Raw genomic sequence first — 26,459 nt, 5'->3', positions numbered from 1 at the left:
GACCGACCTCTGCGGGTCGGTCGCGGGCCGTCGCGGTCGCGGTGGGTCAGCCGAGCAGGCCCATGCCCGCCACGGCGTCGCGCTCCTCGCCGAGCTCGGCGACGGAGGCGTCGATGCGCGAGCGCGAGAAGTCGTCGACGTCGAGGCCCTGGACGATCTCGTAGGAGCCGTCGCGCGTCGTCACGGGGAAGCTCGACACGAGGCCCTCCGGCACGCCGTAGGAGCCGTCGGAGCGCACCGCCATGGACGTCCAGCCGCCCTCCGGGGTGCCGGTGAGCCACGTGCGGACGTGGTCGATGGCGGCGTTGGCCGCGGACGCCGCGGAGGAGGAGCCGCGGGCCTCGATGATGGCCGCGCCGCGCTTCTGCACGGTGGGGATGAAGTCGGACTCGACCCACGGCTGGTCGACGACCTCGAGCGCCGGGCGGCCGCCCACGACCGCGTGCGTGAGGTCGGGGTACTGCGTCGCCGAGTGGTTGCCCCAGATGGCCACGCGCTCGACGTCGGCCACCGGCGCACCGGCCTTCTTCGCGAGCTGCGCGACGGCGCGGTTGTGGTCCAGGCGCGTCATCGCGGAGAAGCGCTCGGCGGGCACGCCGGCGGCGTTGTTCATGGCGATGAGGCAGTTCGTGTTGGCGGGGTTGCCGACGACGAGGACGCGCAGGTCGTCGGCCGCCGACTGCGCCAGCGCCCGGCCCTGGCCGGTGAAGATCGCCCCGTTGGCCTCGAGGAGGTCACCGCGCTCCATGCCCTTGGTGCGGGGGCGGGACCCGACGAGCATGGCCACGCTGGCGCCGTCGAAGGCGGTGGCGGCGTCGTCGGAGATGTCCACCGACCGCAGCAGCGGGAAGGCGCAGTCGTCGAGCTCCATGGCGACGCCCTCGGCCGCCCCGAGCGCGGGCGTGATCTCCAGGACGCGCAGGCGCACCGGCACGTCGGGCCCCAGCAGCGCCCCGCTCGCGATGCGGAAGAGCAGGCTGTAGCAGATCTGCCCCGCGCCGCCGGTGACGGCGACGGTGACGGGACGGCGGCTGCCGGTCTCGGCGGTGCTGGAGGTCACGCTGCGCTCCTTCGAGGGGTCTGCGGGGTCCTGCGGGGGACGGGGGCGTCCCCGGGCACCGCGACGCTATCGGCACCGGCGTCGTGGCGCGGGGCGGGCGGCCGGCGGGGGCGCCCCGAGCGCGCCGACCGGTAGTTTGACGTCGAGACACCCACCGCTCGCGACGAGGAGAGTGCTACCGCATGGCCAAGATCAAGGTCGAGGGGACCGTCGTCGAGCTCGACGGCGACGAGATGACGCGGATCATCTGGCAGTTCATCAAGGACCGCCTCATCCACCCGTACCTCGACGTCGACCTCGAGTACTACGACCTCGGCATGGAGCACCGCGACGCGACCGACGACCAGGTGACGGTCGACGCGGCGAACGCCATCAAGAAGCACGGCGTGGGCGTGAAGTGCGCCACCATCACGCCCGACGAGGCCCGCGTCGAGGAGTTCGGGCTGAAGAAGATGTGGCGCTCGCCCAACGGGACGATCCGCAACATCCTCGGCGGCGTCATCTTCCGCGAGCCCATCGTCATCTCGAACATCCCCCGCCTGGTGCCGGGCTGGACCAAGCCGATCATCGTCGGCCGCCACGCCTTCGGCGACCAGTACCGCGCCACCGACTTCCGCTTCCCGGGCGAGGGCACGCTCACCGTGTCCTTCCAGCCGGCGGACGGCTCCGAGCCCATCGAGCACGAGGTCTTCCAGGCGCCCGGCGCCGGCGTCGCGGTGGCGATGTACAACCTCGACGAGTCGATCCGCGACTTCGCGCGCAGCTCGATGAACTACGGGCTCGACCGCGGCTACCCGGTCTACCTGTCGACGAAGAACACGATCATGAAGGCCTACGACGGGCGCTTCAAGGACATCTTCGCCGAGGTCTTCGAGGCCGAGTTCAAGGAGAAGTTCGAGGCGGCGGGCATCACCTACGAGCACCGCCTCATCGACGACATGGTCGCCGCCTCCCTCAAGTGGGAGGGCGGCTACGTCTGGGCCTGCAAGAACTACGACGGCGACGTGCAGTCCGACACCGTCGCGCAGGGCTTCGGCTCGCTCGGCCTCATGACGTCGGTCCTCACCTCGCCCGACGGCCGCACGGTCGAGGCGGAGGCGGCCCACGGCACGGTGACGCGCCACTACCGCCAGCACCAGCAGGGCAAGCCGACGTCGACCAACCCCATCGCGTCGATCTACGCCTGGACGCGGGGCCTCGCGCACCGCGGGCGCCTCGACGGCACGCCGGCCGTCACCGAGTTCGCCGAGACGCTCGAGGACGTCGTCGTCAAGACCGTCGAGAGCGGCAAGATGACGAAGGACCTCGCGATGCTCGTCGGCCCCGACCAGGGCTGGCTCACCACCGAGGAGTTCCTCGCGGCGCTCGACGAGAACCTCTCGGCCCGCCTGGGCTGACCGCCCCGCCCGACGACGAGGGCCCTCCGGCTCTCGGGGCCTACCCGGCGACGGGCGCGTCCGGCCGGTCGCCGTCGGCCGGGGGCTCCCGCGGCAGGTCGGGCTCGAGGTAGATGACGCGGGCGATGGGCACCGCGGCGCGCACGCGGCGCTCGGCGGCGTCGATGGCGTGCGCCACCTCGGCGGCGGTGATCGCGTCGGGCACGGCGATCTTGGCGCCCACGAGGAGCTCCTCCGGGCCGAGGTGCAGCGTCCGCAGGTGGATGACGCCCGTCACCCCGTCGCCCGGCAGCGCCGCCTCGATGGCCCGCACCTGCGCGGGGCGGGCGCCCTCGCCGACGAGGAGCGACTTCATCTCCACGGCGAGGACGACGGCGACGGCGGTGAGCAGCAGCCCGATGGCCGCGGTCCCCGCGGCGTCCCAGCGCCCGTCCCCGGTGAGGAGGGTCAGCCCCACGCCGGTCAGGGCGAAGAGGATGCCGAGGAGGGCGGCGCTGTCCTCGAGGAGGACGACGGGCAGCTCGGGGGCGCGCGCTGTGCGGACGAAGCGGGGCAGGCTCTGCTCGCCCCTCACCTCCCCGGCCTCCCGCACGGCGGTGCGCAGGCTGAGGCCCTCCATGACGCCCGCCACGAGCAGGACGACGACGGGCACCCAGCGCCAGGCGGTGATGGGCTCCGGCTCCTGGAACTTCTCGTAGGCCTCGTAGAGCGCGAAGAGCCCGCCGAGGGTGAAGAGGACGACGGCGACGACGAAGCCGTAGACGTAGCGCTCGTGGCCGAAGCCGAAGGGGTGCTCCGGCGTGGCCGCCCGGCGCGAGCGCGCCCCGCCGACGAGCAGGAGCACCTGGTTGCCGGAGTCGGCGAGGGAGTGGATCGACTCGGCGAGCATGGCCGAGGAGGACGTGAGCAGGTACGCGAGGAACTTCGTCACGGCGATGCCCACGTTCGCGGCGAGGGCGGCGAAGATCGCGGCGCGCGAGCCGGCGTGGCCCCCGCCGCCGGCGGACCCCTCGTGGCCTCCGCCGCCCTCGCGGGTCTCGTGGTCCTCAGGAGCCTCGTCGCCCTCACGGGTGGTTGCCCCGGGTGTCGTCATGCGCCGAGGGGAGCACACCTGCGCCGCGCGGGCGACGCGGGCGCCCCGTCACCCGCCGAAGACGTCGTCCTCGAGCCGCGCGTCGAGCTGCTCGACCGCCAGCACCAGGCGGGGCAGCGCCCCGCTGCTCGCCACCGACAGCGGCAGGCCGCCGGCGCGCTCGAGGACGACGTCCGTGGGGGCGACGTCGGCGCGGCGGTCCGTCGGCGCCGAGCCGCGCGGCCCCCCGCCGCTCAGCCCCCCGCCGGACAGGAGGCCGGAGACCGCCGCGACGCCGTCGACGACGACCTCCCGCGCGCGCTCGATGACGAGCCCCGCCACGACCGCGCGTCGCTCCGGCGACGGGAGGGCCCCGACGGCGGGCGGCAGGCCGGTCGCCAGGGCGAGCGGGTCGAGCAGCGCCCGCAGGTCGTCGTCGAGCTCGGCGCCCAGGCCGACCGCGAGCACGCGCCCGGCGGCGTCCTCGACGCGCACGCCCGCGGGCACGCCCATGAGCGGGCGGCGCAGCAGCAACCGCGCCGCCCCCGCCGGCAGCAGGCCGTCCGCACGGCGGACGGCCAGGTGCGCCGAGGACCACCACCCGCCGGTGCCGGCGAGGAGGTCGCGCAGGAGGGCCTCCGCGCTCGAGAAGACGTCCGGGGGTGCGTCCGAGGGGGAGGGGCCACCGGGAGGCTCGGTCGGCGTCGGCACGGCCGTGACGCTAGCGCCGGGTCCCCACCGCCGGGTCTCCGACCCGGCGGCACCCGGCGCCCCGGCCCCTAGGGTGCGCCGCATGGACCTGGGACTGGCGGGGACGCAGGCGCTCGTGACCGGCGCGAGCCGGGGGATCGGGCTGGCGGTGGCCGACGCCCTGGCCGCGGAGGGCGCCGACGTCGCCCTGCTGGCCCGGGGCGCCGAGGGCCTCGCCGCGGCCGCGGAGCAGGTCGGCCGGCACGGGACGCGCGTCGTCACGGCGGCCGTCGACGTCACCGACTTCGTCGCGCTCGCCCGCGAGGTCGACGCCGCCGCCGAGGCGCTCGGCGGGCTCTCGCGCGTCGTCGCCAACGCCGGGGGGACGGTCGGCGGCGGCAACCTCCTCACCGGCACCGCGCAGGAGTTCGTCGACACCTACGCGCTCAACGTCGGCCACGCCGTCGCGCTGCTCGGCGCGGCCGCGCCGCACCTGGCGGCGGCCGGCGGCGGGGCGGCGGTCGTCGTCTCCTCCATCACCGGGCAGCGGCCGGCGCCGCGCACCGCGTACGCGGCGGCCAAGGCGGGGGAGACCCACCTGGCCGCGACGCTCGGGCGCGAGCTCGCGGTCCAGGGCACGCGCGTGAACTCCGTGAGCCCCGGCTCGATCCGCTTCCCCGGCGGCGGCTGGGAGTCCTTCGAGGCCTCGCACCCCGAGCGCTACGCCGACTTCGTCGAGCGGGAGTTCCCCCTCGGCCGCCTCGGGCGTCCCGAGGAGGTCGCCGAGGTCGTCGCCTTCCTGCTCTCGGACCGCGCGTCGTGGGTGTCGGGCACCGACGTCGTCGTCGACGGTGCGCAGGGCTACCCGAGCGGCCGGCGCTTCGACGACTGAGCGCTCCGACGACCGAGCGTTCCGACCGGACGGGGCGGGTGCCGCTGCGGCTCAGCGGAAGACGACGGTGCGGTGCCCGTCGAGCAGCACGCGGTGCTCGGCGTGCCAGCGCACGGCGCGGGCGAGCACCTGCGCCTCGACGTCCTGGCCGATGCCGACCATGTCCGCCTCGGTCGAGGCGTGGTCCACGCGGTGGACGTCCTGCTCGATGATCGGCCCCTCGTCGAGGTCGGCCGTCACGTAGTGCGCCGTCGCGCCGATGAGCTTGACGCCGCGGCCGTGGGCCTGGGCGTAGGGGCGGGCGCCCTTGAAGCTCGGCAGGAACGAGTGGTGGATGTTGATGACCCGGCCGTGCAGGGCGCGGCACAGGTCGTCCGAGAGCACCTGCATGTAGCGCGCGAGGACGACGAGCTCGACGTCGTGCTCCTCGACCATCGCGAGGAGCCGGGCCTCCGCCGCGTCCTTGCCGCCGGCCTCGACGGGCACGTGCGTGAAGGGGACGCCGGCCGCGGCGGCCATCGGCTCGAGGTCGCGGTGGTTGCCGACGACGCCGACGACGTCGACGGGCAGGCGGCCCGAGCGCTGCCGGAAGAGCAGGTCGTTGAGGCAGTGGCCGGCGCGCGAGACGAGCACGAGCGTCCTCAGCGGGCGACCGAGGACGTCGAGGGACCAGTCCATGCCGAAGCGCTCGGCGACGGGGGCGAGCAGCGCCGCCAGCTCCTCGCGCGCGAGCGGCACCTCGACCTGCACGCGGAGGTGGAAGCGCCCGGTGCCGGGGTCGCCGTACTGCTGGCTCTCGGTGATGTTGCCGCTCGCCCCGGCCAGGACGCCGCTGACGGCGTGCACGATGCCGGGGCCGTCGGGGCAGGTGAGCACCAGCACGTACGACGGCGTCGCCGGGGCGGCGCCCTCGTCCGTGCGCAGCGGCGCGGCGTCGGGGGAGGTCACGGTCGAGGAGGCTAGCCAGCGCCGGGCCCCTCGTCGGGCACAGGGCTCGGGCACAGGGCTCGGGCACAGGGCGCGGGCGCAGGGCGCGGGCGCGCCCCCACGGCGGACCGCCGTGCGTCTACCCTGGCCCCGCCGCGACTGGCGAGGGTGGGACACCACCGGGGAGCGGCGAGCGAGGTCGGGCGCCGCCACCGGGCGCGCGCCCGGGCAGCGCGGTCGTCCGCCTGGGCCGCCTGCCGCCCGTGCCACCGGCCCGTGCCCGCCAGCCACGAGGAGACGCGATGACGACGGTCGAGCCCGTCCAGCCCATGAGCCCCGAGCAGGTGCACGAGGACCCGCCGGGCGCGCCCGCGCCGGGGGCCTCCCGCACGCCGGTCGAGGGGGGCGTCACCGACCGCCCCCTCGCCGAGGTCGACCCCGAGATCGCCGAGGTCCTCGAGCGCGAGCTGGGCCGCCAGCGCGGCACCCTCGAGATGATCGCCAGCGAGAACTTCGCCCCGCGTGCGGTCCTCGAGGCGCAGGGCTCGGTCCTGACGAACAAGTACGCCGAGGGCTACCCGGGGCGCCGCTACTACGGCGGCTGCGAGTTCGTCGACGTCGCCGAGGAGCTGGCCCGCGAGCGCGCGAAGGCCCTCTTCGGCGCCGAGCACGTCAACGTGCAGCCGCACGCGGGCGCGCAGGCCAACGCCGCCGTCATGCACGCGCTCATCCGCCCGGGCGACACGATCATGGGCCTCGAGCTGGCGCACGGCGGCCACCTCACGCACGGCATGAAGATCAACTTCTCCGGGCGGCTCTACGACGTCGCGACGTACGGCGTCGACGAGCGCACCCACCTCGTCGACATGGACCGCGTCCGCGAGACCGCGCTCGAGCGGAGGCCGAAGCTCATCATCGCCGGCTGGTCGGCCTACGCCCGCCACCTCGACTTCGCCGCGTTCCGGGCGGTCGCCGACGAGGTCGGCGCCCTGCTCATGGTCGACATGGCGCACTTCGCCGGCCTCGTGGCCGCGGGCCTGCACCCCTCGCCCGTGCCGTACGCCGACGTCGTCACCTCGACGGTGCACAAGACGCTCGCGGGCCCGCGCAGCGGCGTCATCCTCTGCCGCGCCGAGCACGCGAAGAAGATCGACTCGGCCGTCTTCCCCGGCCAGCAGGGCGGCCCGCTCATGCACGCCGTGGCGGCGAAGGCGGTCGCCTTCAAGATCGCGGCGAGCGCCGAGTTCCGCGAGCGCCAGGAGCGCACGCTGCGCGGCGCCAAGGCCGTCGCCGCCGCCCTGACGACGGACGCCGCCCGCGCGGCCGGCGTCAACGTCATCACGGGCGGCACGGACGTCCACCTCGTCCTCGCCGACCTGCGCGAGTCCGCGCTCGACGGCCAGCAGGCGGAGGACCGCCTCCACGAGGCGGGCATCACGGTGAACCGCAACGCCGTCCCCTTCGACCCGCGGCCCCCGATGGTCACCTCGGGCCTGCGGATCGGGACGCCGGCGCTCGCCACCCGCGGGTTCGACGACGCCGAGTTCGCCGAGGTCGGTGACGTCATCGCCGCCGCGCTCCAGCCGGAGTGCGACGTCGCCGACCTGCGCGCCCGCGTGGCCGACCTCGCCGAGCGCTTCCCGCTCTACCCCGGCCTCGAGGAGTGGTGAGCGCCCCTGCGACCACGGGCGGGCGGGCGGTCGTCCTCGACGGGAGGGCGGCGGCCGCGGCCGTGAAGGCCGACCTGGCGCAGCGGGTGGCGGCGCTGCGCGAGCGAGGCGTGGTCCCCGGCCTCGGCACGGTGCTCGTCGGCGACGACCCGGGCAGCGCGACGTACGTGCGCGGCAAGCACCGCGACTGCGCCGAGGTCGGCATCGCCTCGATCCGCGTCGACCTGCCGGCCGACGTCACGCAGGCGGAGGTCGAGGAGCACCTGGAGCGGCTCAACGCCGACCCGGCGTGCACGGGCTACATCGTCCAGCTGCCGCTGCCGGCGGGGATGGACGCCAACCGCCTCCTCGAGCTCGTCGACCCGGCGAAGGACGCCGACGGCCTGCACCCGACCAACCTCGGGCGCCTCGTCCTGCGGGTGCGCGAGGAGGTCACCTCGCCCCTGCCCTGCACGCCGCGCGGCGTCATCGACCTGCTCCAGCGGCACGAGGTGCCCCTGGACGGCGCCGAGGTCGTCGTCGTCGGGCGCGGCACGACGGTGGGCCGCAGCATCGGCCTGCTGCTGACCCGGCGCGACGTCAACGCCACGGTCACGCTGTGCCACACCGGCACCCGCGACCTCGCGGCGCACCTGCGCCGGGCGGACGTCGTCGTCGCGGCGGCCGGCGTGCCGGGGATCGTGCGCCCCGAGGACGTCAAGCCCGGTGCCGCGGTCCTCGACGTCGGCGTGAGCCGCGTCGTCGACACCGAGGGGAACGCCCGCCTCGCCGGCGACGTCGCCCCCGGCGTCGAGGAGGTCGCGGGGTGGCTCTCGCCCAACCCCGGCGGCGTCGGCCCCATGACGCGGACGCTGCTGCTCGCCAACGTCGTCGAGGCCGCGGAGCGCGCGGCCGGCTGACGCCCAGGAGGCGGACGGGGACGACCGACGCCGACGGGGCGCGGACCCGGGCCCTCGCCCGGTCCGCGCCCCGTCGTCGTGCCGGGCCGTCGTGCCGGTCAGCCCTCCCGGTGCACCCGGTGCTGGGCGGCCTGGGCGAGGGGCCGGACCACGAGCAGGTCGACGTCGACGTGCGGGGGGCGGGTGACGACCCAGGAGACGCAGTCGGCGACGTCCTCGGCGACCAGCGGCGCGGCGACGCCCTCGTAGACCTTCGCGGCGGCGTCGGCGTCGCCGCGGAAGCGGTTGGTGGAGAACTCGTCCGTGGCGACCATGCCCGGGGCGATCTCGCTCACGCGCACCGGCTGCCCGAGCAGCTCCAGGCGCAGGGTGCCGGCCAGCGCCGTCGTCCCGTGCTTGGCGGCGGTGTACCCGCCGCCGCCCTCGTAGACGACGTGCCCCGCCGTCGACGACATGACGACCACGTGCCCCGCCCCGCTCGCCACGAGGGCCGGCATGAGCGCCTTGACCACGCGCAGGACGCCGAGGACGTTGACCTCGTACATCCAGCGCCACTCCTCGACGTCGGCGTCGACGACGGCGTCCATGCCGACCGCGCCGCCGGCGTTGGCGACGAGGACGGCGCACTCGTCGACCTCGCGGGCCAGGGCGGCGACGGACGCGTCGTCGGTGACGTCGCAGACGACGGCGCGCCCGCCCACCTCCTCGGCGAGGGCGCGGAGCCGGTCCTCGCGACGGGCGGCGAGGACGACGTCGAAGCCGTCGGCGGCGAGGCGACGCGCGGTGGCCGCGCCGATACCGCTGCTGGCGCCCGTGACGACGGCGGTGCGGCGCCCGGCGGCCCCTCCGGCGGGGCCCGAGGTGGGTCGGGGGGCGGGCTCGGGAGCGGGAGGTCCTGCGGCGGGGGAGCGCGGTTCGTCGGCGGCCATGGGTGCTGCCTAGCATCCCCCGGTGCCCGACGCAGCCCCCGCCCAGCCCGCCGCCGCCCGCTCCACCGACGCCGACCCGTCCACCACGTCCGGGCGCCCGCTCGTCGTCGCGACCGCCAACGTCAACGGCATCCGGGCGGCCGCCCGCCGCGGCATGGGCGCCTGGCTCGACGGCCGCGGCGTCGACGTGCTGTGCCTCCAGGAGGTCCGCGCCGACGACGACACCCTGCGCCGGGTGATCGCCGAGATGGCCGGTGAGGAGGCGCCGGCGAAGGGCGCCGCGCAGGGGGACGCCGTCGCCGGCTGGCACGTCGCCCACGTCGAGCCGACCGACGCCGGCACGAAGGGCCGCGCGGGCGTCGCCGTCGCGAGCCGGCTCCCGCTCGCCGCGGTGCGCGAGGGCCTCGGTGACGCCGACGCGGGCGGCCGCTTCGCCGGCGCCGGGCGCTGGCTCGAGGCCGACGTGGCCCTGCCCGACGGCCGGACGCTGACGGCCGTCAGCGCCTACGTGCACTCGGGCGAGGTCGGCACCCCGCAGCAGGAGGACAAGATGGCGTTCCTGGCCGCGGCGACCGAGCGCATGGCCGTGCTCGGCGCCGACGGGGCGCTCGCCGTCGTCACCGGCGACCTCAACGTCGGTCACCGCGAGCTCGACATCAAGAACTGGAAGGGCAACCGGAAGAAGGCCGGCTTCCTGCCCGAGGAGCGCGCCGCCCTCGACCGGTGGTTCCGCGCGCCCGACGACTCCGGGGCCGGCGGCGCGGGAGACGGCGACGACGCGGCGGAGGCCGGCGGGCCGGGCCTCGGGTGGACCGACGTCGCCCGGGCGCTCGCGGGCGAGGTCGACGGCCCCTACTCCTGGTGGTCCTGGCGCGGGCAGGCCTTCGACAACGACGCGGGCTGGCGCATCGACTACCAGGTGGCCACCCCCGCCCTCGGCGCCGCGGCGCGCCGTTGCGAGGTCGACCGCGCGCCGTCCTACGCCGAGCGGTGGAGCGACCACGCGCCGGTCGTCGCGACCTACGCCCTCTGAGCCACCACCCCGCGGCGGGGGCGCCCCGCCGCGGGGGAGCGCTCAGGCGGTGTGCGCCGGCTGCCCGGCGCCGCGGCCCGGCCGCACGTCGCCCCGGCGGGCGTGCACCTGGTCGCGCGCGTCCTCGGCCGCCGGCAGCAGCAGCTCGCCCCACGCGGGGAAGGGGTGCACGACCTCGGCGAGCAGCTCGACGCCGAGGCGGCCGCGGACGGCGAGGACGAGCTCGCCGCCCCAGCTGTCGGCCTCCGGGCCGACGACGCTGGCGCCGAGCAGGACGCCGGACGCGGCGTCGACGACGAGCTCCACCGTGCCGGGCCCGTCGTAGCGCTCGACGTGCGCGCGCCCGGTGTCGTGGCTCGCCTGCGTCGCGACGACGACGTCGTGCCCCGCCTCCCGGGCGCCGTCCGCGCTGAGCCCCGTGGCGAGCACGGGCGGGTCCACGTAGACGGCGCGGGGCATCCCCGTCTCGTCGCCCTCCCGGGGGCGGCCGACGAGGGCGTCCGCGACGACCCGGGCCTGGTAGTTGGCGCCGTGCGTGTAGGGCGCCCGCCCGTTGACGTCCCCGACGGCGTAGACGTCGTCGAGGGGCCGCCCGTCCGCGAGGACGCGGTAGCGGTCGTCCACGGCGAGCGCGCCGGCGTCCGTCGTGTCGAAGCCGAGCGTCTGCACGCACTCCAGGCGCGGCGTCCGCCCGCTCGCGAGGAGCACCCGCTCGCCCGTGACCTCGCTCCCGTCGTCGAGCTCGAGGACGACGCCGTCGCCGTCGGCGCGCGCCCGCGACGCCGTCACCCCGGTGCGGACGTCCACGCCCGCGCTCGTGAGGGCCTGCGCCACGGCCTCGCCCACCGAGGGGTTCTCGCTCGCCAGGAGCCGCGGCGCCGTCTCGACGAGGGTCGTGCGGACGCCGAAGGACGCGTAGACCTGCGCGAGCTCGCAGCCGACAGCCCCGCCGCCGAGCACGAGCAGGCTGGCCGGCCGGTGGTCGCTGGAGAGGGCCTCGTCGCTCGTCCACGTCGGCACGTCGCCCAGCCCGTCGACGGGGGGCGCCGCGGGGGCGCTGCCGGTGGCGAGGACGAGCGTGCGCCAGCGCAGGACGTCGACGAGCTCGCCCGGGTCGTCCGGCGAGCCCCCGCCGCGGCGCACCCGCGCGAGGCCGCCGCCGGCGTCGTCGCGCTCGACGGCCGCCCACCCGCGCACGAGCTCGACGCCCGCCTCGCGCAGGCCGTCGGCCTTGCCGCTGTCGTCGCGGCCCGCCGTGGCGTCGGTGCGGCGCTGCAGGGCCCACGCCCACGCGGCGTCGTGGTCGTCGGAGCCGCTGCGGCGGTGCCCGTGGGCCGCGAGGAGCATCGCCTTGCTCGGCACGCAGGCCCAGAAGGGGCACTCGCCGCCGACGAGGGAGCCCTCCACGACGGCGACGGACAGGCCCGCCGCGGCCGCCCGCGGCCCGGCGGTCTCGGACGCGGAGCCGCCGCCGACGACGAGGACGTCGACGACGCGGGGCTCGCCGTGCGGGGGAGAGGAGTCGGAGGAGGTCGAGGACGGCGCGGTCTCGGTCGTCATGCCCCGATCCTGCGGTCCGCGGCGCCCAGCGGCACGCCCGGGGGGAGAGGGTCGGCACGCCCGGCAGCCCGGTGGCGCGCCGGGGCCGCGAGGGCGGGCGCCGGTGCGCGGCGCACCCGCCGCGGTCCGCCGCGGACCCGGCGGACGGTCCTCCGCCGACGCGTGGTGCGGGGCTGCCATGATGGCGGCCATGCCCGCTCCGCCCGCGGCGACCGCCGCGACCACCGCGCCCGACCGGCCCGCCGCCAGCACGCGGGCCGCCGGCGAGACCGCCGCGCCCGGTGCGGCCCAGCACCGCCCCCGGATCCTCTCGGGGATGCAGCCGACGTCGGACTCGCTCCACCTCGGCAACTACCTCGGGGCGCTGCGCCAGTGGGTGGCGCTGCAGGAGACCCACGACGCGCTGTACTGCGTCGTCGACCTGCACGCGCTGACGGTCCAGGTGGACCCGGCGACCCTGCGGGCGCGCACCCGGCGCACGGCGGCGCAGTACCTGGCCGCGGGCGTCGACCCCGAGCGGGCCTCGCTCTTCGTGCAGAGCCACGTCCCGGAGCACGCGCAGCTCGCCTGGGTGCTGTCCTGCCTCACCGGCTTCGGCGAGGCGAGCCGGATGACGCAGTTCAAGGACAAGTCCCAGCGCGCGGGCGCCGAGACGGCGAACGTCGGCCTGTTCACCTACCCGGTGCTCATGGCCGCCGACATCCTCCTGTACGACACCGACCAGGTCCCCGTCGGCGACGACCAGCGCCAGCACCTCGAGCTGGCCCGCGACCTCGCCGGCCGCTTCAACGCCCGCTACGGCCGCACCTTCACCCTCCCGCAGGCGTACATCCCGCCGCGGACGGCGCGGATCGCCGACCTGCAGGACCCGACGGCGAAGATGAGCAAGAGCGCCGCCAGCGCCGCCGGCCTCATCGACCTGCTGGACGAGCCGAGGGTCGTCGCCAAGAAGATCCGCTCGGCGGTCACGGACACCGGTCGGGAGGTCGTCTACGACCCGGCGGCCAAGCCGGGCGTGTCCAACCTCCTCGCCGTCCACAGCGCCCTGTCGGGCGTCGACGTGCCCGAGCTCGAGGCGCGCTTCGCCGGCCGCGGCTACGGCGACCTCAAGAAGGAGGTCGCGGACGTCGTCGTCGAGGCCCTCTCGCCCGTGCGGACGCGCACCCTCGCGCTCCTCGACGACCCGGCCGAGCTCGACGCCGTGCTCGCGCGCGGGGCCGAGCGGGCCCGCGCCGTCGCCGGCGACGTCCTCGCCCGCGCCCACGACCGGCTGGGCCTCCTGCCGCCGGCCACGACCGGGTGAGCGCCGCGTCCGGGCCCCGCGCGGGCGAGGACCGGTCGGGCGGGGACGCCCCCCTCCCCGACGCGACGATGGGGCTGCCGCTCGTGCCGGCGGCCGACGGCGTCGTGACCGTCGGCGTCGCCGTCGCCGTGCCCGAGCCGCACGCCGCGGAGCTGCGCGAGCGGCGGCGGGGCTTCGGCGACCCGATGGCCGACGCCGTCCCCGCGCACGTGACGCTGCTGCCGCCGACCCCCGTGCCGGTCGCCGACGTCGAGCGCGTCGTCGCCCACCTCGAGGGGGCGGCGAGGTCCGCCGCGCCCTTCACCATGCGCCTGCGCGGCGCGGGGACCTTCCGCCCGGTGTCGCCGGTGGTCTTCGTCCAGGTGGCCGAGGGCGTCTCCTCGTGCGAGGTCCTCGAGGGGGCCGTCCGGTGCGGGCCGCTGGCCCGGGACGTCGAGTTCGCCTACCACCCGCACGTCACCGTCGCCCACCACGTCGACGCCGCGTCGCTCGACCGCGCCCTCGACGAGCTGTCCGACTACGAGGTGGTGTTCCCCGTGGACGCGTTCTGGCTGTACCGGCACGGCGTCGACGGCGTCTGGCGCCCCGACCGCCGCTTCGCCCTCGCCGGGGGACCGGCGTGAGCGCGAGCGCCGACGAGCAGCCGCCCGGCGTGGTGGGGCGCGTGCTCCACGTCCGCCCGGTGCGCGCCTACCTGCACTACAGCGCCAACCGCGGCAACGTCCTGGCGGGCGGGGTCGCCTTCGTCGGCCTGTTCTCGCTCGTCTCGCTCCTCGTCGTCGCCGTGTCCGTCCTCGGGCTCCTCTTCGGGTCCCGCCCGGCCCTGCAGGACGACGTCTACGCGCAGGTCAACGCGGCGGTCCCGAACCTCCTCCAGCTGGACGGCCCCGACAGCGGTCTGCTCGACCCGAGCAGCCTGCTGCGCTCGGACGTCCTCAGCGTCACGGGCGGCGTGGCGCTGCTCGTGGCGCTCCTCACGGGGCTGGGGTGGCTGGACGCGCTGCGCGAGGGCATCCGCTCGGTCTTCACCGAGCCGCCGGACCGGCGCCCCTTCCTCGCCAAGAAGGGCCGCGACCTCCTCGTCCTCCTCACCCTCGGCCTCGTCGTGCTCCTGTCCGGGTCGGCCACGGTCGTCGTCGGCGCGGCGGCGGGGCCGCTCCTGCAGGCGGTGGGGCTCCAGGGCTCGACGGTCGGGGCGGTCGCGCTGCGCGTGGCGACCTTCGCCGTCGTCGCCGCCCTCGACACGGGCGTCTTCCTCCTGCTGTTCCGGGTCCTGTCCGACCTGCGGCTCCCCGTGCGCGACGTGCGCCAGGGCGCGGTCGTCGGCGGCGTCGCCCTCGCCCTCATCACGACGATCGGCGGGGCGCTGCTCCAGCTCGTCGGCGGCAACAACCCCGTCGTCGCCGCCAGCGCCACCCTCGGGGCCATCCTCGTGTGGCTCAACCTGCTGTCCCGGGTCACCCTCGTCGCCGCGGCGTGGGCCGCGACGACCGCCGAGGACGCCGGCAGCGTGCGCCTCGAGCGGCGCGAGGACGCCCGCCGCGCGCACGCGCCGCGCGAGGACCTCGACGTCCCCGCCGGCCCCCGCCCGCGCGCGGCCGTGGCCTTCGACCAGCGCACGACGGACCGCACGACGCTCGCGGCGGGCGCCCTGCTCGGCGTCGTGGGCGCCGGCCTCGCGACGATGACGACGGGCGCGGTGCGCGCCGTCGTGCACGGCCTGCGCGACCGCGACTGACAGGCACCCGGCCCCCCGGCCCGGCCGCCTCTCCGGGGCCGGGACGGCAGAGGCCATGACGCGCGACGGCCCGGCCCCCCGCGGGGGACCGGGCCGTCGCGCGTCGGGCGGAGCGGTCAGACGCTGCGCGTCAGCAGCGCCCGCTTGACCTCGTGGATCGCCTTGGTGACCTGGATGCCGCGCGGGCAGGCCTCCGAGCAGTTGAAGGTGGTGCGGCAGCGCCACACGCCCTCGCGGTCGTTGAGGACCTCGAGGCGGACGTCGGCGCCCTCGTCGCGGCTGTCGAAGATGAAGCGGTGCGCGTTGACGATGGCGGCGGGGCCGAAGTACTGGCCGTCCGTCCAGAACACCGGGCACGAGGACGTGCAGGCGGCGCAGAGGATGCACTTCGTCGTGTCGTCGAAGCGGGCGCGCTCCTCCTGGCTCTGCTTCCGCTCGCGCGTCGGCTCGTGGCCGGAGGTGATGAGGAAGGGCATGACCTCGCGGTAGGACTGGAAGAACGGCTCCATGTCCACGACGAGGTCCTTCTCGACGGGCAGGCCCTTGATGGGCTCGACCGTGATGGGCTTGTCGGGGTTGACGTCCTTGACGAGGACCTTGCACGCGAGCCGGTTGACGCCGTTGATCCGCATGGCGTCGGAGCCGCAGACGCCGTGCGCGCAGGAGCGGCGGAAGGTCAGCGAGCCGTCCTGCTCCCACTTGATCTTGTGGAGGGCGTCGAGCACGCGGTCGGTGCCGTTGACGGTGACGGTGAAGTCCTGCCACCGGGCCTCGGCGGGCTTCCCGTCCTCGGCGTCCTCGGCGCTGTACCGGCGGATGCGCAGCGTGACGTCGAAGCGGGGGATCGCGCCGAGCTGGCCGCCGTCGGCGGACGCGCTCTCGCCCGCCCTCCCGTGGGGGCGGCCGTCGCCGTCGACCTGCTCGTCGTTGCGGTCCGCGGCGGCCTCGACGGCCTCGCGCTCGGTGCTGCTCATGGGGCGGCGGGTCTCCTCTGGCGGGTGCGGTGGGTCAGCTCGTGCAGAAGGACGGCACGCCCTCGAGGAAGGCGCCGTCGGGGCCGACCGGGCACGGCTCGAAGGTGAAGATGACGAGCGTGCCGAGGACGACGGTGAAGACGAGCGCCACGAGCACGAGCGTCTTCAGCACGATGCGCGTCGTGTCGCGCTGCGCGTAGTCGTTGATGATCGTCCGGACGCCGTTGCTGCCGTGGATCATCGCGAGCCACAGCATGGCGAGGTCCCAGACCTGCCAGAAGGGGCTCGCCCACTTGCCGGCGACGAAGCCGAAGTCGAGGCCGCTGATGCCGTCGCCGACCATGAGGTTGACGAAGAGGTGCCCGATGACGAGCACGACGAGCACGGCGCCCGACAGCCGCATGAAGAGCCAGCTGTACATCTCGTAGTTCGAGCGCCGGGACGTCGAGCGCCGGTACGGCGTCGAGCGCGGGGCCTCGAGCGAGGGAGCGGCCACGGTCAGCCTCCGAAGACGTTGGAGAGGTGGCGGACCAGGAACGGCACCATGAGCAGCACCCACAGGGCGCCGACGGCCCAGAGCATCTGCCGGTGGAACCGCGGCCCCTGGGACCAGAAGTCGACGAGCATCACGCGGATGCCGTTGAAGGCGTGGAAGAGGACGGCGCCCACGAGGCCCGCCTCCCCGAGGCCGACCACGGGGTTCTTGTAGGTCTCGATGACCGCGTTGTACGCCTCCGGGGCCACGCGCACGAGCGACGTGTCGAGCACGTGCACGAGCAGGAACACGAAGATGAGCAGGCCGGTGATCCGGTGGGCGACCCAGGACCACATGCCCTCGCGGCCCCGGTACAGCGTGCCCTGCGGCACCACCGACCGGGTGCTTGTCTCGGTCGCCACGGCTGGCTCCTCGGAGGACGTCTCGGCGCGGGGGGCCGAGCGGCTCCCCGGGGGCCGGCGTCGCGAGGTCCTCCTCGCCACCCAGCCGGGACACATCGTACGGAGCCGCCCGGGTGGCTCGGCACCCGGGCGGGCGCGGACCCGGCCGCTGTGACGCACCGCTCACCGGCGCCGTGCCATCGTGAGCCCATGCCGAGCCCCGCGCCGAGCAAGGGCGCGTCCCTGGACCACTTCTGGGCCGTCGTGCCCGCCGGCGGGTCGGGCACGCGCCTGTGGCCCCTCTCGCGCGCCGGGGCGCCCAAGTTCCTCCACGACCTCACGTCGTCGGGCCGCACGCTCGTGCAGTCCACGTGGGACCGGCTCGTGCCGCTCGCCACGCCCGAGCGGCTCCTGCTCGTCACCGGCGAGGTGCACGCGGGCGCCGTCCGCGGGCAGCTGCCGCAGCTGGAGCGCGGCAACCTCCTGCTCGAGCCCTCGCCGCGCGACTCGATGGCGGCCATCGGCCTCGCGGCGGCCGTGGTGGCCCGCCGCGACCCCGACGCCGTCGTGGGCTCCTTCGCCGCCGACCACCTCATCCCCGACGCGCGGGCCTTCGGCGGCGCCGTGCGCCAGGCGGTCGCCGTCGCGCAGGAGGGCCACGTCGTCACCATCGGCATCCAGCCGACCTCGGCGGCCACCGGCTTCGGCTACGTCCGCACGGGGGAGCCGCTCGACGTCGAGGGCGCCCCGGACGCGGTGCGGGCCACCGGTTTCACCGAGAAGCCGGACGCCGCGACGGCCGAGCGCTACGTCGCCGGCGGTGACCACCGGTGGAACGCGGGCATGTTCGTCGCCCGGGCGGACGTCCTGCTCGGGCACCTGCAGGCGCAGCTGCCGCAGCTGCACGCGGGCCTGCTCGAGCTGGCGGAGGCGCACGAGGACCTGCCCGCGCACAAGGCGGCGGACGTCGTCGAGCGGGTGTGGCCCACCCTCACGAAGATCGCCATCGACCACGCCATCGCCGAGCCCGTGGCGGCCGCCGGGGGCGTCGCGGTCGTCAAGGGCTCTTTCTCCTGGGACGACGTCGGCGACTGGGACGCCCTCGCCTCGCTCGTGCCCGACCTCGACGGCTCGTCGCTGCGGGTCCTCGGAGACATGGAGTCGGTCGTCGTCCAGGACGCGACCGGGGTCGTCGTGCCGCGGGGGCAGCGGACCGTCGCCGTCATCGGCCTGGACGACGTCGTCGTCGTCGACACCGACGACGCCGTGCTCGTGACGACGCGCGCCCGCGCGCAGGAGGTCAAGGGCGTCGTCGAGGCGCTGAGGGCCAAGGGGCGCGGCGACCTGCTCTGAGCCGGGCGCCGTCGGCCCGCGCCGCGGGCCCGTCGTCGGCGGCGGCGCCTAGCATCGGCGGCCGTGACGCCGACGTCCTCCTCCGCCGCCCGCCCGCCCGCCCCGGAGGGGCACGAGGACGGGCTCGAGGAGTGGCGCCGGGCGGTGGTCCGGGCGCTGCGGCGCGCCGGCCGGCTCGGCGCGGACGAGGCGCCCGAGGCCCCCGAGGAGCTGCTCGCCGCCGTCGACGAGGACGGCCTGCGCCACCCCGCGCTCGGCACGGCCGGCACGCTCGCCGCCTGCGGCGCCCCCGACCCGGGGCGCCCCGGCGCCCCGCCCTTCGCGCGCGGGGCCCTGCCCCTCGGGGCGCCGTCGACGGGCCGCGACGCCGAGCGGCCCGCCGGGTGGGACGTGCGCCAGCGCGTGTCCGACGCCGACGCCGAGCAGGTGCGCCGCGCCGCGCTCGCCGAGCTCGAGGGCGGCGCGACGTCGCTGTGGCTCGACGTCGGCGGCCCGGGCGGCGTCGCGCCCGGCGACCTCGGGCGCGCGCTGGACGGCGTGCTGCTCGACCTCGCACCCGTCGTCCTGCGCACGGCCGCGGCGCAGGACCCGGTGGCCGCCGCGCGCGCCCTGCTCGCGCTGGCGCCGGCGGGCGGGGAGCCCGTGGCGCTCGGCCTCGGCGCCGACCCGATCGCCCGGGCGGCCCGCACCGGGCGCCCCGCCGCCGACGGCGAGGGCGGGCGCACCGTCGTCCTCGCGCTCGCCGGGCTGGCGCTGACGCGCCCCCTCGCCCCCGGCGCCCTGGCGGTCGACGCGCTGCCGGCGCACGACGCCGGGGGGACGCCCGCGCAGGTCCTCGCCTGGGGCGTCGGCGCGGCGGTCCAGCACCTGCGGTGGCTCCTCGCAGCGGGCGTCGCTCCGTCCGACGCGGCGCGGCTGCTCGAGCTGCGGCTGCCCGCGACGCCGGACCAGTGGACGACGACGGCGTCCCTGCGCGCGGCCCGGGTGCTGTGGGACCGGGCCGCCGGGCTGCTCGGCGTGCCGGCGGAGGCCCGGGGCCTGCGGCTGCACGCCGTCACCGCCCCCGCGGTGCTCGGCCTGCGCGACCCGCACGTCGACGTCCTGCGCGGCACCGTGGCGGCCCTCGCCGCCGGGACGGGCGGGGCCGAGGCCGTCACGGTGCTGCCCCACGACGCCGCGGCCGGGGCGAGCACGCCGTCCGCCCGCCGCCTCGCGCGCGGCACGTCGACGATCCTGCTCGCCGAGTCCTCCCTCGGGCGGGTGGTCGACCCGGCGGGCGGCGCCCCCGCGCTCGAGGAGCGCACCTGGTCCCTCGCCGGGCGCGCGTGGGGGCTCCTCGTCGACCTCGAGCGGCGCGGTGGCCCCCTCGGCGCCCTCGCCGACGGCTCGGCCGCCCGCGACCTGGCGGCCACCCACGAGCGGCGCCGCCGGGCGGTGGCCACCCGCGCCCGGCCGCTGACGGGGACGACGACGGTCGTCGAGCCGGCGGCCCGGCCGCTGCGGCGCGACCCCGACCCGGCGGCGCGCGCCGAGGGCGAGGGCGGCTGGCCCGTGCACCGCTGGTCGCAGGACGTGGACGCGCTGCGGGCGCGCACCGACGCCCTGCGCGGGGACGACGGGCCACCGCCGGAGGTGCCGCTCGTCACGGCCGCCCCCGACGAGGGGCCCCGCGGCGCCTCCGCCGGGCGCGCCGCCGCGGCGTGGGCCGCGGGCGTCCTCGCCGTCGGGGGCCTCGTCGGCCGCGAGGAGCCCGCGGACGCCGTCGGCGACGCGCCCGCCGCCGTGGTGGTGGGGGCCGACGCCGACGTGGTGGCCGCGGCCGTCGCGGCCCTGCGCGCCCGGGGGGTGCGCCGGGTGCTCCACGCGGCGGGGACCGGTGCCGCGGGCGAGGCCCTCGTCGAGGGCGTGGACGACCGGGTCGCCGAGGGCGACGACCTCCTCGCCGTCCTGCACCGCCTCCTCGACGCGCTGGGCGCCCCACCGGCCGACGGCACGGCCGCCGACGACGCCGTCGCGGACGGTGCGCCCACCGGAGGTGGGTCGCCGGCCGCGGACCCGGCGGGTCCCGAGCTGCTCGACGCGCCCCTGCGGCCCGGCCCGGACGACGCGGACGCGGGGCGGGACGACGCGGACGCGGGGCGGGACGACGCGGACGCGGGGCGGGGCGACGACGCCGAGGGCGTCGCCCCGCCGCCGGCGTGGCGCTCGCCGGAGGGCCTCGACGTCCCCCCGCTGTCCGCGCCGGCCGACCTGGCGGCGCTGCCGGCGTCCGACCGCGCGGCCGTCGCCGGCTACCCGGGCCTGGCGCCGCACCTGCGCGGCCCGTACCCGACGATGTACGCCACGCAGCCGTGGACGGTGCGCCAGTACGCGGGCTTCTCCACGGCGGCGGAGTCCAACGCCTTCTACCGGCGGGCGCTCGCGGCGGGCCAGCGCGGCCTCTCGGTGGCCTTCGACCTCGCGACGCACCGCGGGTACGACTCCGACCACCCGCGCGTGGCGGGCGACGTGGGCATGGCGGGCGTCGCCGTCGACTCCCTCCTCGACGCGCGCGAGCTCTTCGACGGCATCCCGCTCGGCGAGATGAGCGTCTCGATGACGATGAACGGCGCGGTGCTGCCGGTGCTCGCGCTCTACGTCGCGGCGGGGGAGGAGCAGGGCGTCCCGCGCGAGCGCCTCACGGGGACCATCCAGAACGACATCCTCAAGGAGTTCATGGTCCGCAACACCTACATCTACCCGCCGGGGCCCTCGATGGCGGTCGTCTCCGACGTCTTCGCGCACACCTCGGCGCGGATGCCGCGGTTCAACTCGATCTCCATCTCCGGGTACCACCTGCAGGAGGCGGGGGCGACGGCCGACCTCGAGCTGGCCTACACGCTGGCCGACGGCGTCGAGTACCTGCGCGCCGGCGTCGCGGCCGGCCTCGACGTCGACGCCTTCGCGCCCCGGCTGTCCTTCTTCTGGGCCGTCGGCACGAGCTTCCTCACCGAGGTCGCCAAGCTGCGGGCCGCCCGCGTCCTGTGGGCCGAGCTGCTCGAGCCGTTCGGCCCGCGGGACCCGCGCTCCTCGACGCTGCGGGCGCACTGCCAGACCTCGGGCTGGTCGCTCACGGCGCAGGACGTGCAGCTCAACGTCGTGCGCACCTGCGTCGAGGCGATGGCGGCGACGCAGGGCGGCACCCAGTCGCTGCACACGAACGCCCTCGACGAGGCGCTGGCGCTGCCCTCGGACGCGGCGGCGCGCACGGCCCGGGTGACGCAGCTGCTGCTGCAGGAGGAGACCGGCACGACGTCCGTCGTGGACCCCTGGGGCGGGTCGGCGTCGCTGGAGCGGCTCACGAGCGACCTCGCCGCGCGGGCGCGGGCGCACATCGCCGAGGTCGAGGCGGCGGGCGGCATGGCGCGGGCCATCGAGGAGGGCGTGCCGCAGCGGCGCATCGAGGAGGCGGCCGCGCGCACCCAGGCGCGCATCGACGCCCGGCGCCAGCAGGTCGTCGGCGTCAACGTCTTCACCGTCCCGCGCGAGGAGCAGGACGTCGTCGAGGTGCGGCGCGTCGAGGCGGCCGGGGTGCGCGCCCAGCAGGTCGCCAAGCTCGAGCGGCTGCGGGCCGAGCGGGACGCGGGAGCGGTCGCGCAGTCGCTGGGCCGGCTGACGGCGGCGGCGCGCTCGGTCGCGGACGGGACCCGCCGCGGCGGGCCCGACGCCGAGGACGGCAACCTCCTCGCCCTGTCGGTCGAGGCGGCGCGCGCCGGCGCGACGGTGGGCGAGATGTCGAGCGCGCTCGAGGAGGTCTTCGGGCGCCACACGGGAGCGGTGAGCACGGTGCGGGGCGTCTACCGGCGGGAGGCGGCGGGGGCCGACGACGAGGGCGCCCGGGCCGTGGAGGAGGTCGCCGCGGACGTCGAGGCCTTCGAGGCCGAGGAGGGCCGCCGGCCGCGCATCCTCGTCGCCAAGATGGGCCAGGACGGCCACGACCGGGGGCAGAAGGTCATCGCCACCGCCTTCGCCGACCTCGGCTTCGACGTCGACGTCGGCCCGCTCTTCTCGACGCCCGAGGAGGTCGCCCGCCAGGCCGTCGAGGCGGACGTCCACGTGGTCGGCGTCTCGTCGCTCGCGGCCGGGCACCTCGTCCTCGTGCCGCAGCTGCGGGCAGCGCTCGCCGCGGAGGGGCGCGAGGACGTCGTCGTCGTGGTCGGCGGCGTCGTGCCGCCGGACGACGTCCCGCGCCTGCTCGAGATGGGCGCCGCAGCCGTCTTCGGGCCGGGCACCGTCATCGCGACCGCGGCGCGCGACCTCCTCGCCGAGCTGCGGGCGCGGCGGTGACGCCCGCTGCCGGTGGGGCCGCCGGCGGCGGCGCGGGCGCACCGCCGCGCCGGACGCCGGTCGACGTGCCGGCGCTCGCGGAGGGGGTGCTCGCCGGGCGACGGGGCGACGTCGCCCGGGCGCTGACCCTCGTCGAGTCGCGCCGGCCCGACCACCGCGACCGCGCCGGGGACCTGCTCACGGCCCTGCTGCCGCACGCCGGGGGAGCGGTGCGCCTGGGGGTCACGGGCGTGCCGGGCGTGGGGAAGTCGACGTTCGTCGAGGCGCTGGGGACCCGGCTGACCGGGGCGGGCCACCGGGTGGCCGTGCTCGCCGTCGACCCGAGCTCCAGCCGCAGCGGCGGGTCGATCCTCGGCGACAAGACGCGGATGGGGCGCCTGGCCACCGACCCCGCGGCCTTCGTCCGTCCGTCCCCGACGGCGGGGACCCTCGGCGGCGTCGCCCGGGCCACGCGGGAGGCCGTCGTCGTCCTCGAGGCCGCCGGGTACGACGTCGTCGTCGTCGAGACCGTCGGCGTGGGCCAGTCCGAGGCCGTCGTCGCGCAGATGGTCGACACCTTCTGCGTGCTCGTCCTCGCTCGGACGGGGGACTCGCTGCAGGGCATCAAGAAGGGGGTGCTCGAGCTCGCCGACCTCCTCGTCGTCCACAAGGCCGACGGGCCCCACGCCGCCGACGCCCGCGCCGCGGCGTCCGAGGCGCGCTCGGCGCTGCGGCTCGTGACGCCGCCCGACGCGCTGTGGCACCCGCCCGTCCTCGAGGCCAGCTCCGTGGAGGACCGGGGCGTCGCCGAGGTGTGGGACGCGGTGCTCGCGCACCGCCGCACGCTCGAGGGCGCCGGGGAGCTGGCGCGCCGGCGCGGGCAGCAGCAGGTGGACTGGATGCGCGCCGCCGTGCGCGACGCGCTGCTCGCGCGGCTGGAGGAGCCCGCGGCGCGGGAGCGCCTCGCGGCCGCCGCCGCGCGGGTGCGGTCGGGCGAGGTGCCGGCCACGCAGGCCGCCCGGGAGGTGCTGGCCGCCCTCGGCGGCCCGCCGACCCCGACGTGAGCGCCGTGGTGCGAGCGCGACGACCCGAGGACGGCCCGGGGGCGACCCGCCCGGCCCGCGGTCGCCCGGGGAGCGTGCGCCCGGCGCGCGGTAGCGTCGACGCCCGTGACGAGCCCCTCCCCGGACCCCGTGACCGGCGCGATGGTCGGCCCGGTGGCCGGTGCGCCGGCGGGGGCCGGCCCGGGCCCCGGGGGAGAGGCCGGGCCCGGCCCGCAGGAGGCGGTCGCGGCGGCGCAGCGGGAGGCCGACGTCCGGGCCCTCGTCGACGCGACGGTGCCCGAGCTGGTCCCCGAGCTCCTCGCGTTGCGGCGCGACGTCCACGCCCACCCCGAGCTGGGCCACCACGAGCACCGGACCACCCGCCTGCTGGCCGAGCGGCTGGAGGCGGCCGGTCTGGCGCCGCAGCTGCTGCCGGGCACGGGTCTCGTCGTCGACGTCGGCGACCCGGACGCGCCCCCCGTCGTCCTGCGCGCGGACATCGACGCGCTGCCGGTGACCGAGACGAGCGGGGTGCCCTTCGCCTCCACGACGCCGGGCACGACCCACGCCTGCGGCCACGACGTGCACACGGTCGTCGTGCTCGGCGCCGCCCTCGTCCTCGTCGAGGCCCACCGCCGGGCGCTCCTGCCCGGTCGCGTCCGGCTGCTCTTCCAGCCGGCGGAGGAGGTGACGCCCGGCGGCGCGATCGAGGTGCTGGCCACGGGCGTGCTCGAGGGGGTCCAGCGCTTCTACGCGGTGCACTGCGACCCCCGCCTCGACGTCGGCCGGGTCGGGCTGCGGCACGGCCCCATCACGTCGGCGTCGGACCACGTGCGCGTCCGACTGCGGGGGCGGGGCGGGCACACCTCGCGCCCGCACCTCACGGGCGACCTCGTCTTCGCGCTGGGGCAGGTCATCACGGCGCTGCCCGCGGTGCTGTCGCGCCGCCTGGACCCGCGCACCGGCGTCAACCTCACCTGGGGCCGCGTCGAGGCCGGCGGCGCCCCCAACGCCATCCCGGTCGAGGGGTGCGTCGAGGGGACGCTGCGCGTGCTCGACGTCGCCGCGTGGAAGGAGGCGGGCGAGCTGCTCCAGGAGGTCGTGGCCTCGGTGGCGGCCCCCTACGACGTCGAGGCGGTCGTCGAGGTGACGCCCAGCGTCCCGCCCGTCGACAACGACGAGGACAGCGTGCGCGTGCTGCAGCACGCCGCCCGGCTCGTGCTGCCCGAGGGGGCGGAGGCGCGCACCGAGCAGAGCCTCGGGGGCGAGGACTTCGGGTGGTACCTCCAGGACGGCGCGCCGGGGGCCCTGGCGCGCCTCGGCACCCGCAGCCCGGGCGGCCGCACCTTCGACCTGCACCAGGGCGACTTCGTCGCCGACGAGGGCGCCGTCGAGGTCGGCGTGCGCCTCCTCACGGCGGTCGCCCTCCTGGGCTGACGCCGGGGCCGCCGCCACCCGGCCGGGTGGCGGCGCGCGTCGCGACCGGGTAACGGTCTCGTCTCCCCGGGCTCGGGCGTCCTCGACCACCCCTGCGCGCTGCCTATAGTCCTGCGACCGCCGAGGACGGGCCCGGGGGTCGGAACTGGAGGACGACGTGAAGAAGACCGTGCGCGGAGCCGCGCTCGTCGGTGCGCTCGCGCTGGCGCTGACCGCCTGCGGCGACGCCCCGGAGGAGACCGACGCCGGCGGGTCGGGCGGCACCGCCGCCCCCGAGGGCGGCAGCGACTACCTCGCCTGCCTCGTCTCCGACCAGGGCGGGTTCGACGACCAGTCCTTCAACCAGTCGGCGCGCGAGGGCGCCGAGGCGGCGCGCGACGAGCTCGGCGTGGAGCTGCGCGAGCTGGAGTCCCAGAGCGCCTCGGACTTCGAGCAGAACGTCCAGCAGACCGTCCAGCTCGGCTGCGACCAGACGATCTCCGTCGGCTTCCTCCTCGCCGACGCGACCGCGGCGGCGGCCGAGGCGAACCCCGACCTCAGCTACGCGCTCGTGGACGCGGCGACGGAGCAGTCCTACGACAACCTCCGCCCGCTGCTCTTCGACACCGCGCAGGCGTCCTTCCTCGCGGGCTACCTCGCCGCCGGGACCACCGAGACGGGCACCATCGCCACCTTCGGCGGCCTGCAGATCCCCTCGGTCACCGTCTTCATGGACGGCTTCGCCCGCGGCGCCGAGTACTACGACGAGCAGAACGGCACCGACACGACGGTCCTCGGCTGGGACCCGGAGGCGCAGACCGGCTCCTTCACCGGCGACTTCGAGAACCAGACCAACGGCGTCAACACGACGCAGAACTTCATCGACCAGGGCGCCGACATCGTCCTGCCGGTGGCGGGCCCGGTCGGCCTCGGCGCGGCGTCGGCGGCGCAGGGCGCCGACGGCGTCAAGCTCATCTGGGTCGACTCCGACGGCTACGAGTCCACCGAGTACGGCGACATCATCCTCACGAGCGTCGTGAAGGAGATCGGCGCCGCGGTGCAGGACTCCATCGCCGCCGGCGTGGACGGCACCTTCTCCGGCGAGCCGTACGTCGGCACCCTGGAGAACGGCGGCGTCGCCCTGGCCCCGTACCACGACTTCGAGGACCAGGTCCCGGCGGAGCTGCAGGACCAGATCACGCAGCTGCAGGAGCAGATCGTCTCCGGCGAGGTGACGGTCGAGTCGCCGTCCTCGCCGAGCACGGACGGCTGACCCGCCCGGCCCACCCCGGCGCCGACCCGAGCCCCCGGGCCCGGGTCGG

22 protein-coding genes and 1 pseudogene are annotated in these 26,459 nt (G+C 76.9%); 14 read left to right on the top strand and 9 right to left on the bottom strand.

The features are described from left to right. Positions 1-46 precede the first annotated feature (46 nt). A complete protein-coding gene (locus WDV85_RS14635) occupies positions 47-1,060 on the bottom strand; it encodes a malate dehydrogenase (RefSeq protein ID WP_339571322.1) in 1,014 nt (337 codons plus the stop codon). Positions 1,061-1,242: 182 nt separating this feature from the next. Here WDV85_RS14635 and WDV85_RS14630 point away from each other — a divergent pair, with 182 nt between their 5' ends. Further along, the gene (locus WDV85_RS14630; protein WP_298801420.1) at positions 1,243-2,457 is read left to right on the top strand and encodes an NADP-dependent isocitrate dehydrogenase; all 1,215 of its coding nucleotides are present in this window, start codon (positions 1,243-1,245) and stop codon (positions 2,455-2,457) included. 40 nt (positions 2,458-2,497) lie between these two features. On the opposite strand, the gene WDV85_RS14625 is transcribed toward WDV85_RS14630, so the two are convergent. Continuing rightward, on the bottom strand, positions 2,498-3,550 hold the full coding sequence (locus tag WDV85_RS14625) for a cation diffusion facilitator family transporter (RefSeq protein ID WP_339571321.1): 1,053 nt from the start codon (positions 3,548-3,550) through the stop codon (positions 2,498-2,500). A 48-nt stretch (positions 3,551-3,598) separates the two neighbouring features. Further along, positions 3,599-4,240 (bottom strand): hypothetical protein, encoded by a 642-nt coding sequence (locus WDV85_RS14620; RefSeq protein ID WP_339571320.1) that lies wholly within the window; start codon positions 4,238-4,240, stop codon positions 3,599-3,601. Between the two features lie 82 nt (positions 4,241-4,322). Between WDV85_RS14620 and WDV85_RS14615 the strand changes: the two genes are divergently transcribed. Further along, a complete protein-coding gene (locus WDV85_RS14615) occupies positions 4,323-5,111 on the top strand; it encodes an SDR family NAD(P)-dependent oxidoreductase (RefSeq protein WP_339571319.1) in 789 nt (262 codons plus the stop codon). A 51-nt stretch (positions 5,112-5,162) separates the two neighbouring features. Here the strand turns inward: WDV85_RS14615 and purU are convergent, their stop codons facing one another. Then, a complete protein-coding gene (gene purU, locus WDV85_RS14610) occupies positions 5,163-6,059 on the bottom strand; it encodes a formyltetrahydrofolate deformylase (RefSeq protein WP_339571318.1) in 897 nt (298 codons plus the stop codon). A gap of 281 nt (positions 6,060-6,340) precedes the next feature. Between purU and glyA the strand changes: the two genes are divergently transcribed. Further along, a complete protein-coding gene (gene glyA, locus WDV85_RS14605; RefSeq protein ID WP_339571317.1) occupies positions 6,341-7,708 on the top strand; it encodes a serine hydroxymethyltransferase in 1,368 nt (455 codons plus the stop codon). Continuing rightward, positions 7,705-8,607 carry a bifunctional methylenetetrahydrofolate dehydrogenase/methenyltetrahydrofolate cyclohydrolase gene (locus tag WDV85_RS14600; RefSeq protein WP_339571316.1) on the top strand — a complete coding sequence of 301 codons (903 nt, stop codon included), beginning with the start codon at positions 7,705-7,707 and terminating at the stop codon, positions 8,605-8,607. The genes glyA and WDV85_RS14600 overlap by 4 nt, the downstream gene beginning before the upstream one ends. Positions 8,608-8,705: 98 nt before the next feature. On the opposite strand, the gene WDV85_RS14595 is transcribed toward WDV85_RS14600, so the two are convergent. After that, positions 8,706-9,536 (bottom strand): SDR family oxidoreductase, encoded by an 831-nt coding sequence (locus WDV85_RS14595; protein ID WP_339571315.1) that lies wholly within the window; start codon positions 9,534-9,536, stop codon positions 8,706-8,708. A gap of 22 nt (positions 9,537-9,558) precedes the next feature. Between WDV85_RS14595 and WDV85_RS14590 the strand changes: the two genes are divergently transcribed. After that, positions 9,559-10,569, top strand: coding sequence for an endonuclease/exonuclease/phosphatase family protein (locus WDV85_RS14590; RefSeq protein WP_339571314.1), 1,011 nt, complete (start codon positions 9,559-9,561; stop codon positions 10,567-10,569). A 42-nt stretch (positions 10,570-10,611) separates the two neighbouring features. Here WDV85_RS14590 and WDV85_RS14585 read toward each other — a convergent pair whose 3' ends face one another. Then, entirely contained in the window at positions 10,612-12,129 is a 1,518-nt protein-coding gene (locus WDV85_RS14585) for a dihydrolipoyl dehydrogenase family protein (protein WP_339571313.1), read from the bottom strand. Between the two features lie 190 nt (positions 12,130-12,319). Between WDV85_RS14585 and trpS the strand changes: the two genes are divergently transcribed. The 3 genes from trpS (at position 12,320) to WDV85_RS14570 (ending at position 15,170) form a co-directional block, all read left to right on the top strand. Beyond that, entirely contained in the window at positions 12,320-13,432 is a 1,113-nt protein-coding gene (gene trpS, locus WDV85_RS14580; protein ID WP_339571312.1) for a tryptophan--tRNA ligase, read from the top strand. Positions 13,433-13,500: 68 nt separating this feature from the next. Then, positions 13,501-14,055 (top strand): 2'-5' RNA ligase family protein, encoded by a 555-nt coding sequence (locus WDV85_RS14575; protein ID WP_445263352.1) that lies wholly within the window; start codon positions 13,501-13,503, stop codon positions 14,053-14,055. Then, on the top strand, positions 14,052-15,170 hold the full coding sequence (locus WDV85_RS14570) for a YihY/virulence factor BrkB family protein (RefSeq protein WP_339571310.1): 1,119 nt from the start codon (positions 14,052-14,054) through the stop codon (positions 15,168-15,170). Before WDV85_RS14575 ends, WDV85_RS14570 begins: the two co-directional genes overlap by 4 nt. 116 nt (positions 15,171-15,286) lie before the next feature. Here the strand turns inward: WDV85_RS14570 and WDV85_RS14565 are convergent, their stop codons facing one another. Genes WDV85_RS14565 through sdhC form a run of 3 tightly spaced genes read right to left on the bottom strand, consistent with a single transcriptional unit; the run spans position 15,287 to position 17,041 of the window. Next, the gene (locus WDV85_RS14565; RefSeq protein WP_339571309.1) at positions 15,287-16,144 is read right to left on the bottom strand and encodes a succinate dehydrogenase iron-sulfur subunit; all 858 of its coding nucleotides are present in this window, start codon (positions 16,142-16,144) and stop codon (positions 15,287-15,289) included. Between the two features lie 34 nt (positions 16,145-16,178). Continuing rightward, a complete protein-coding gene (gene sdhD / locus WDV85_RS14560) occupies positions 16,179-16,640 on the bottom strand; it encodes a succinate dehydrogenase, hydrophobic membrane anchor protein (protein WP_339571308.1) in 462 nt (153 codons plus the stop codon). A gap of 2 nt (positions 16,641-16,642) precedes the next feature. Further along, a complete protein-coding gene (sdhC, locus tag WDV85_RS14555; RefSeq protein WP_298801442.1) occupies positions 16,643-17,041 on the bottom strand; it encodes a succinate dehydrogenase, cytochrome b556 subunit in 399 nt (132 codons plus the stop codon). Positions 17,042-17,230: 189 nt separating this feature from the next. Here sdhC and WDV85_RS14550 point away from each other — a divergent pair, with 189 nt between their 5' ends. The 6 genes and pseudogenes from WDV85_RS14550 (at position 17,231) to WDV85_RS14530 (ending at position 26,410) form a co-directional block, all read left to right on the top strand. After that, positions 17,231-18,373, top strand: coding sequence for a mannose-1-phosphate guanylyltransferase (locus WDV85_RS14550; protein WP_339571307.1), 1,143 nt, complete (start codon positions 17,231-17,233; stop codon positions 18,371-18,373). Positions 18,374-18,436: 63 nt separating this feature from the next. Continuing rightward, positions 18,437-19,849: pseudogene (locus tag WDV85_RS17190) on the top strand (methylmalonyl-CoA mutase family protein); the annotation flags it as partial. 594 nt (positions 19,850-20,443) lie between these two features. Further along, positions 20,444-22,699, top strand: coding sequence for a methylmalonyl-CoA mutase (scpA, locus tag WDV85_RS17185; RefSeq protein WP_445263351.1), 2,256 nt, complete (start codon positions 20,444-20,446; stop codon positions 22,697-22,699). A gap of 65 nt (positions 22,700-22,764) precedes the next feature. Then, positions 22,765-23,742 (top strand): methylmalonyl Co-A mutase-associated GTPase MeaB, encoded by a 978-nt coding sequence (meaB, locus tag WDV85_RS14540; RefSeq protein WP_445263350.1) that lies wholly within the window; start codon positions 22,765-22,767, stop codon positions 23,740-23,742. A gap of 105 nt (positions 23,743-23,847) precedes the next feature. Beyond that, positions 23,848-25,158 carry an amidohydrolase gene (locus WDV85_RS14535; protein ID WP_339571304.1) on the top strand — a complete coding sequence of 437 codons (1,311 nt, stop codon included), beginning with the start codon at positions 23,848-23,850 and terminating at the stop codon, positions 25,156-25,158. Positions 25,159-25,315: 157 nt separating this feature from the next. Next, positions 25,316-26,410 carry a BMP family lipoprotein gene (locus WDV85_RS14530; protein WP_339571303.1) on the top strand — a complete coding sequence of 365 codons (1,095 nt, stop codon included), beginning with the start codon at positions 25,316-25,318 and terminating at the stop codon, positions 26,408-26,410. Positions 26,411-26,459 lie beyond the last annotated feature (49 nt).

Origin of the sequence: Pseudokineococcus sp. 5B2Z-1 (assembly GCF_037482305.1) — a bacterium.
Lineage (GTDB): Bacteria > Actinomycetota > Actinomycetes > Actinomycetales > Quadrisphaeraceae > Pseudokineococcus.
The sequence above is the reverse complement of the archived record's forward strand: the minus strand, read 5'-3'. Positions and strand labels throughout refer to the sequence as shown.

Bases quoted from the DNA above. Each gene is read 5' to 3' on its own strand.
- WDV85_RS14565 (WP_339571309.1), bottom strand. From the start codon at position 16,144: ATGAGCAGCACCGAGCGCGAGGCCGTCGAGGCCGCCGCGGACCGCAAC.
- WDV85_RS14615 (WP_339571319.1), top strand. From the start codon at position 4,323: ATGGACCTGGGACTGGCGGGGACGCAGGCGCTCGTGACCGGCGCGAGC.
- WDV85_RS14625 (WP_339571321.1), bottom strand. From the start codon at position 3,550: ATGACGACACCCGGGGCAACCACCCGTGAGGGCGACGAGGCTCCTGAG.
- WDV85_RS14575 (WP_445263352.1), top strand. From the start codon at position 13,501: ATGGGGCTGCCGCTCGTGCCGGCGGCCGACGGCGTCGTGACCGTCGGC.
- trpS (WP_339571312.1), top strand. From the start codon at position 12,320: ATGCCCGCTCCGCCCGCGGCGACCGCCGCGACCACCGCGCCCGACCGG.
- WDV85_RS14585 (WP_339571313.1), bottom strand. From the start codon at position 12,129: ATGACGACCGAGACCGCGCCGTCCTCGACCTCCTCCGACTCCTCTCCC.
- WDV85_RS14630 (WP_298801420.1), top strand. From the start codon at position 1,243: ATGGCCAAGATCAAGGTCGAGGGGACCGTCGTCGAGCTCGACGGCGAC.
- WDV85_RS14595 (WP_339571315.1), bottom strand. From the start codon at position 9,536: ATGGCCGCCGACGAACCGCGCTCCCCCGCCGCAGGACCTCCCGCTCCC.
- glyA (WP_339571317.1), top strand. From the start codon at position 6,341: ATGACGACGGTCGAGCCCGTCCAGCCCATGAGCCCCGAGCAGGTGCAC.
- WDV85_RS14550 (WP_339571307.1), top strand. From the start codon at position 17,231: ATGCCGAGCCCCGCGCCGAGCAAGGGCGCGTCCCTGGACCACTTCTGG.